The sequence below is a fragment of the Pleurocapsa minor HA4230-MV1 genome, from assembly GCA_019359095.1.
Lineage (GTDB): Bacteria > Cyanobacteriota > Cyanobacteriia > Cyanobacteriales > Xenococcaceae > Waterburya > Waterburya minor.
This window is the reverse complement of sequence record JAHHHZ010000032.1, coordinates 23,946-30,169: the sequence shown is the minus strand read 5'-3', so window position 1 is coordinate 30,169 and position 6,224 is coordinate 23,946. Positions and strand designations below refer to the sequence as shown.

At 40.5% G+C, this 6,224-nt stretch carries 7 protein-coding genes and 1 tRNA gene; 6 read left to right on the top strand and 2 right to left on the bottom strand.

The annotated features are described in order from the left end of the window. A partial coding sequence (locus KME09_22670) for a photosystem II D2 protein (photosystem q(a) protein) (protein ID MBW4536739.1) occupies positions 1-127 on the bottom strand: 127 nt, incomplete at its 3' end. Between the two features lie 266 nt (positions 128-393). Between KME09_22670 and KME09_22665 the strand changes: the two genes are divergently transcribed. From KME09_22665 to KME09_22640, 6 genes are all read left to right on the top strand, one after another. Next, a complete protein-coding gene (locus KME09_22665; protein ID MBW4536738.1) occupies positions 394-666 on the top strand; it encodes a hypothetical protein in 273 nt (90 codons plus the stop codon). Next, on the top strand, positions 666-1,364 hold the full coding sequence (locus KME09_22660; protein MBW4536737.1) for an energy-coupling factor ABC transporter ATP-binding protein: 699 nt from the start codon (positions 666-668) through the stop codon (positions 1,362-1,364). The genes KME09_22665 and KME09_22660 overlap by 1 nt, the downstream gene beginning before the upstream one ends. A gap of 96 nt (positions 1,365-1,460) precedes the next feature. Beyond that, positions 1,461-2,015 carry an NYN domain-containing protein gene (locus tag KME09_22655; protein ID MBW4536736.1) on the top strand — a complete coding sequence of 185 codons (555 nt, stop codon included), beginning with the start codon at positions 1,461-1,463 and terminating at the stop codon, positions 2,013-2,015. Positions 2,016-2,126: 111 nt separating this feature from the next. Then, positions 2,127-2,199 (top strand) — tRNA-Glu (locus KME09_22650). Positions 2,200-2,477: 278 nt separating this feature from the next. Further along, positions 2,478-4,136 carry a transglutaminase family protein gene (locus KME09_22645; protein MBW4536735.1) on the top strand — a complete coding sequence of 553 codons (1,659 nt, stop codon included), beginning with the start codon at positions 2,478-2,480 and terminating at the stop codon, positions 4,134-4,136. Positions 4,137-4,316: 180 nt separating this feature from the next. Then, positions 4,317-5,369, top strand: coding sequence for a YegS/Rv2252/BmrU family lipid kinase (locus KME09_22640; protein MBW4536734.1), 1,053 nt, complete (start codon positions 4,317-4,319; stop codon positions 5,367-5,369). Between the two features lie 25 nt (positions 5,370-5,394). On the opposite strand, the gene KME09_22635 is transcribed toward KME09_22640, so the two are convergent. Further along, positions 5,395-6,210: a prepilin peptidase gene (locus tag KME09_22635; protein ID MBW4536733.1), complete on the bottom strand. Its 816-nt coding sequence runs from the start codon at positions 6,208-6,210 to the stop codon at positions 5,395-5,397. Positions 6,211-6,224: the final 14 nt, after the last annotated feature.

Below are 6,224 nucleotides of genomic sequence, written 5' to 3'. Positions count from 1 at the left end.
TATAGGCACAAGGGAAGAGTAAGATACCCGACCATCCTACGAATACGAAGCGATCGCGCTTGAGCCAGTCGTCTACGGCATCAAAGATACCGCGCTTGGCTGGTGCGCGTCCTACTGCTATTGTCATGGAAATAGATCTCCGAAATTATATTTATTAAGATCGTTGGAATGATTACAATTTTAATGACTTGACACGAAAGTACATCAAGCCAATTGTGAGAAAAATTTACTTTTCTTTACTTATACTACACATAATAAAAGAAAATAACTAGAATTTCCAGGGCAAAACCAAAGAAAAAATAAAGATTTTTGAGATCCAAGCGGAAATAAAGATGGGAATTTGCGAGAATCTGGAAGATAATCAAATAATTGCCGTCATTAAAAAACAAGATTATGTTCACTATCGATATCGTTTTACAAGAAATTCCTTTACCAATCTCAGTCCAGCGCAAAGAAGCTGAGGCAGCGGAAAGTCTCTATCAAGAACTGATGGCAGCTATGCGTTCTGGTAACGCCGACTTAATTGAACTTACCTGCGATAAGGACGAAGATAAAAAAGTAGCGGTTAAAGGCAACCTAATCTGTGCCATTAGCATCAATAAGAAATCTGGTGGGATGGCAGAAGGTCGAATTCCTGGATTTTTTGCCACTGTAGCTGAAAAGTAATGACTTTTACTAGCAATATTAAGGCGGAAAAATTGCCGACTATCCGAGTAAACAATATCTGCTTTAGCTGGTCTGACGAAGCGTCTGTCTTACAGGATTGCACCCTTCAAGTACCCCAGGGGGAATTTTGGATGCTCTTGGGGAACAATGGTAGTGGTAAATCAACTTTATTAAGGTTATTAGCTGGATTGCTAATCCCTGATAGTGGTTCGGTTGTCATGCCTCACAAAACGGGATTTGTCTTTCAAAATCCCGACCATCAGCTAGTCATGCCGACTGTGGGAGCAGATATTGCTTTTGGTTTGGTGAGTGAGAATCTAACTCAGGTGCAGGTAAGACAGAGAGTCAAAGAAGCCCTCGATGCAGTCAACTTACCAGAGCTAGAAAGAAGACCAATTCATGCTCTTAGTGGTGGTCAAAAACAAAGAATTGCGATCGCAGGAGCTATTGCTCGTAACTGCGAAGCTATTTTATTTGATGAACCAACTGCCTTGCTCGATGCAGATACTCAGCTGGAGTTAGTCGCTCAGGTGAGGAATCTAGTCAAAGAACGGGGTCTAACTGCTCTTTGGGTAACCCACCGTTTAGAAGAGTTAGACTACTGTGATGGTGCATTTTTATTAGCAGGAGGCAAAGTCGTAGCTCAGGGAGAACCTCAATCTCTTAAGCAAAAGTTGTTAGCAACAGAAAGCCAATAAAAAAGGTAATTTATTTTTGTTTAACTTTTTGTTAACAAATATACTTAAAATAAAGTGTAAATCTTTACCCAGTTCTCATCAGGATCATCCATTGCAATGTCTCCCCCCTCCCACCAGGCAATATTACTCGTCGATGGTTATAACATCATCGGCGACTGGTCGGACTTAAAACAAAGTCGCGATCGCCATGGCTTAGAAGCTGCTCGATATGAACTAGTCGAATGTTTAATCAACTATAGCGCTTCCGTAGCATACCGTACCAAGGTTGTTTTTGATGCTCATTATCAAGACACCCCTCGCAGCACTGAAACCCACACTGCTGCTTTATCGGTACATTATACTGCCTTTGCCGAAACCGCAGATACCTATATTGAGAAATTTTGCGCCACCTTTGCTCGCAAGAAATACCAGCAGGAATCTACTCGTTTAATCGTCGCGACTAGCGATCGCGCCCAACAGCTAACTGTGGTCGGCTATGGAGCAGAATGGCTTTCCGCACCAATGCTGGAGCGAGAAGTAGGATTAGCAGTCCAGAAAACTAAAAATAAGACCAACAAACAGACCAAGAGAAAACCTCCTGGTCGTTTTTTATTTAATACCTTAGATCCTGTTGCCCAAAAGCGATTAAAGCAAATGCGACAGGGTATGTAGTCATTTTTAGCCGTCGCCCAAAGTTTTTTTGAGTATTTTGTTGACAGGGGCAAAAATATTCGATATATTTAGAAACGTTGCCAGTGACACAAAAACAGGCAGTCAGTCTTAGCCCCCATCGTCTAGTGGCCTAGGACACCTCCCTTTCACGGAGGCGACAGGGATTCAAATTCCCTTGGGGGTACTGTATATTGAAAAGAGAGTAAAGTCTAAAGCTTGGCTCTCTTTTTAAGTATAAATGAACAGTATCTTGTTCAATTTTAGTTCAAATTTAGTTTAAAAAGCTTTAGTTAAAAGACTAGGTAGCTCTTGTATTGATTCAGCCACACCATTGTCTGAAACGGAGGCATAACTGTATATTGAGCGCATAATCTCAACTCAAATAATCAATTGTTCACTACCTACACTGTAACTGGCTAAACAAATGTAGTATTTTAGGTACTCAAACTTTTGATTGACTATATGACCTCAAATAAACCTACTGCTGTCACAACCATTAGACCGATCGCAGCCAGTTCAATTTACGGTATGGTGTTCCATGAAGATTTTATTTGGGCGATTGACTCTAACAACGGTTATTTACTACAAATCGATCCCGCTACAGATAACACGACCATTCTAAATACTCGCAGTTGGTCAGATTTTATTGGGGCAACAGGTTTAGCCATTACTGATGATATTCTTTGGTTTACTAAGGGCGAACGTGTCTACTGTTGTTCTTTAGTCACTAAAGATTTTGAACCGCAATTATTTCTCCATTTAGATTGCGAGATTAACGGCATTGCTGTTTGGGAATCGACCATTTATTTGACCAGTCAAAAACAAGGCAAGATTTTAGTTTATAATCGCGATCGCGCCACCAAGATTACGCATTTTTATGCCCCTGGGATTGGTTTAGAAAATATTACCGTCAAGTCAGAAGAGATTTGGCTAACAGACGATCTAGAGCAAACTGTTTATTGTCTCGATCGAGCTACAGGAGAAACTATTTTTAGTGTTTTAACTCCCTTTGCTTCACCAACAGGATTAGCTTTTAATTCTAACGAAGGTCAAGAAACTCTTTATGTCGCTTATACAGATCGCGAAATGTATATCCGCGACAATCCTAATGCTGAACCCAATTACGAATTACAAGATCGCGATCGCACTTTTATTCACCCACTTTATTTCGCTTACAACCGCCAGCAAAACTACGCTTTATCTAATGGCTATTTAGTGGAGATGTCCTACACTGAGGAAATTTCACCTCTAGATGAGATCGAGATCGACAATTTAGAATGGCGTATTGCCTTACCAGCAGAAACAGATCGACAAAAAATTCGCTCAGTTCAGGCGATCGGACTACCCTTTACGGAAGAAGTTAAAGATGGGCAGCGCATTGCCGTATTTAAGTTTGATAATTTTAATTCTGAACAGCGTTATATATTTGGCTGGAAAGCAATTTTAGCAGTCTGGAGCATTAAATATCAGATTAAGCCCGATGATTGCGAAAGAATACCGAACCTTAGTCAAGAATATCAACAAAAGTACCTGTTAGACAACGATAATCTGGCTATGGATACCGAGATTATTAAACAGGCTGCCAAAACAGCGATCGGCTCAGAAACCAATCTTTTACGTCAGGTATACAGTATTCGCAACTATGTTTATGACAAACTAGCCTACGGTATCAAACCCCATATTGATACTCCCGATCTTGTACTTAAACGAGGAGTGGGTTCATGCGGGGAATATCTTGGCTTGCTTTTGGCTTTATGCCGTCTTAATGGTATTGCCTGTCGCACCGTTGGGAGATATAAATGTCCTGGGGATCCTCTCAAGCGCAACCTACCTTTACAGCCTGATTATAACCATGTTTGGATGGAGTTTTATCTTCCTGGCTATGGCTGGTTACCAATGGAATCTAACCCCGACGATCTGTTTGAAGGAGGGCCATATCCCACCCGCTTTTTTATGGGACTATCTTGGTATCACGCAGAGATGGCAAAAGATACTTCTTTTGAGTTTATTACGAGTGAAGGTGTAAAAATTGATAAAGAAACGGTTTCGATTGGTGACTTATCCTTGAATCATATTCGGTTTATCATCTTGTCAGAATTACAGCCTGAAATATCTAAGTAAATAAGCAAAGCCATAAGCAATAAGCACAATTAGGTCAACATTGTTGTTTAATAACTTGTTTCATAACCTGGAATAAGTCTTTTAACAGATGACTTTTAAAGAAGAATTAGCTAGAAACATTAATAACTACTGCCTTTAGTAGCTTTTTTCTCATGTCGAACACTTATTGCTTTTTAGCTTATGAATCGCCCAGCTTGTTTAATTTTCAATCCTGTTGCGGGACAAGGTAACTCAGAGCAAGATTTAGCCACTATTAAGAGTATTTTAGAGCCAACATTCGATCTCGATATTCAATACACTACCCCAGAAGTTAGCGCAGGAGAATTAGCAGTCCAAGCAGTAAAGAATAATGTAGAAATGATTATTGCTTCTGGGGGAGATGGTACGGTTTCAGCAGTCGCCGAAGCTTTAATTAATACAGATATTCCTTTAGGTGCGATCGCCAGAGGAACAGCAAATGCTTTTGCCAATGCTTTGGATATACCCGACACGATTGAAGCAGCATGTCAGGTAATTGTCGATGGTGCAACTAAAAAGGTAGATGCAGCATACTGTAACGATAAGCCGATGATTTTATTGGCAGGAATAGGTTTTGAGGCTGAAACCGTAGAAGATGCCGATCGCGAAGCAAAAGATCGCTTAGGAATGCTAGCTTATGTGCTTTCTGGATTGAAGCAACTGAGAGAATTTGAGAAATTCACGACGATAATTGAAACTGATGATAAAGTAATCGAAGTTGACGCTAACGCTGTGACGGTTGCCAATGCTGCACCACCTACTTCAGTTTTAGCCCAAGGTACAGCAGGAGTAGTTTATGATGATGGACTACTGGATGTGACCATTATTACGGCTAAAACGAGAGTAGAGGCGATCGCTATTTCTTATCATCTACTTCAAACTGCAAGTAACAATGAAGCAGCCGAAAGAAATGACGTTGGCTATTTACGAACCAAGTGGGTAAAAGTTACTACCAATCCACCACAAAAAGTAGTTTTAGACGGAGAATTAATTGGTTTTACTCCTATAGAGGTTAAATGTATTCCTCAAGGCTTAACCGTATTTACCCCTGTTGACCAAGTAAGACAACTACAAGAAAGCCTAGATCATCTGCCAGGAATTAAAATTACGGCTAAACAACATGTTGCTGAAGCAGAAAAATTAGAGTCGATAAAATCGATGGCGGAGGATGGAGTTCAGATCGACAGCGAAGAGTTTCTCAAAGGGGAAGGTTGAAGACAAAAAACATTGATCTTTAAAGCTAAAAACTCCAAAAATTCTGGAGATAGGCATCAATTATCTCATTCCCAAAAAATAAGCTTAATGCCCCACCTAATGCTAAAAATGGCCCAAAAGGCATTGGTTGTTTTCTGCCAATAATTTTCAAAGCGATCGCGCCACCGCCAACAATTGCACCCATACCACAGGCAATCAAGCTAGATAATAAAACATATTTCCAGCCAATCCAAGCGCCAATAGTTGCCATTAACTTACCGTCTGCATCACCCATTGCCTGCTGTCCCATCATCATTAAACCGATTAAGGCAATAATTTCTAGCAACCAGATACCTGAAACTGCACCACCAATCCCAAACATTAAACCATTGGCTACACCTTGGCTATGGCTAGCTTGCCAACCAATAACAACCTGAAATACTAAGCCCAATACTAATCCTGATTTAGTTAAAGACGAGGGTAAAGTCATAGTATCCAAGTCAATCATCGATAACGATAATAGCCAAGATAAAAAAAGACAGTAGCCAACAGTTTCTAGACTGTAGCCAAAACGCCCAAAAACCGCCATAAAGATTAAGCCAGTAACTGCTTCGACAATTGGATAACGGCTGGAAATTCTAGTTTTGCACCAACGACAGCAACCCCGAAGCCATAACCAGCCAAATACAGGGACATTTTCCGTAATTCCCAATGGATGCATACATTGAGGACAGCGAGATGGGGGATGAACTAAAGATAATCCTGCGGGAATGCGATATATAACTACGTTGAGGAAACTACCAATACACGCGCCAAAGGTAAAAGCTGTGGCAAATCCTATTGCCATAACTACTGTTTCCATAATTTAATTTAAAG

Coding starts and splice junctions, on each gene's coding strand:
- KME09_22665 (MBW4536738.1), top strand. CDS start 394: ATGTTCACTATCGATATCGTTTTACAAGAAATTCCTTTACCAATCTCA.
- KME09_22660 (MBW4536737.1), top strand. CDS start 666: ATGACTTTTACTAGCAATATTAAGGCGGAAAAATTGCCGACTATCCGA.
- KME09_22655 (MBW4536736.1), top strand. CDS start 1,461: ATGTCTCCCCCCTCCCACCAGGCAATATTACTCGTCGATGGTTATAAC.
- KME09_22645 (MBW4536735.1), top strand. CDS start 2,478: ATGACCTCAAATAAACCTACTGCTGTCACAACCATTAGACCGATCGCA.
- KME09_22640 (MBW4536734.1), top strand. CDS start 4,317: ATGAATCGCCCAGCTTGTTTAATTTTCAATCCTGTTGCGGGACAAGGT.
- KME09_22635 (MBW4536733.1), bottom strand. CDS start 6,210: ATGGAAACAGTAGTTATGGCAATAGGATTTGCCACAGCTTTTACCTTT.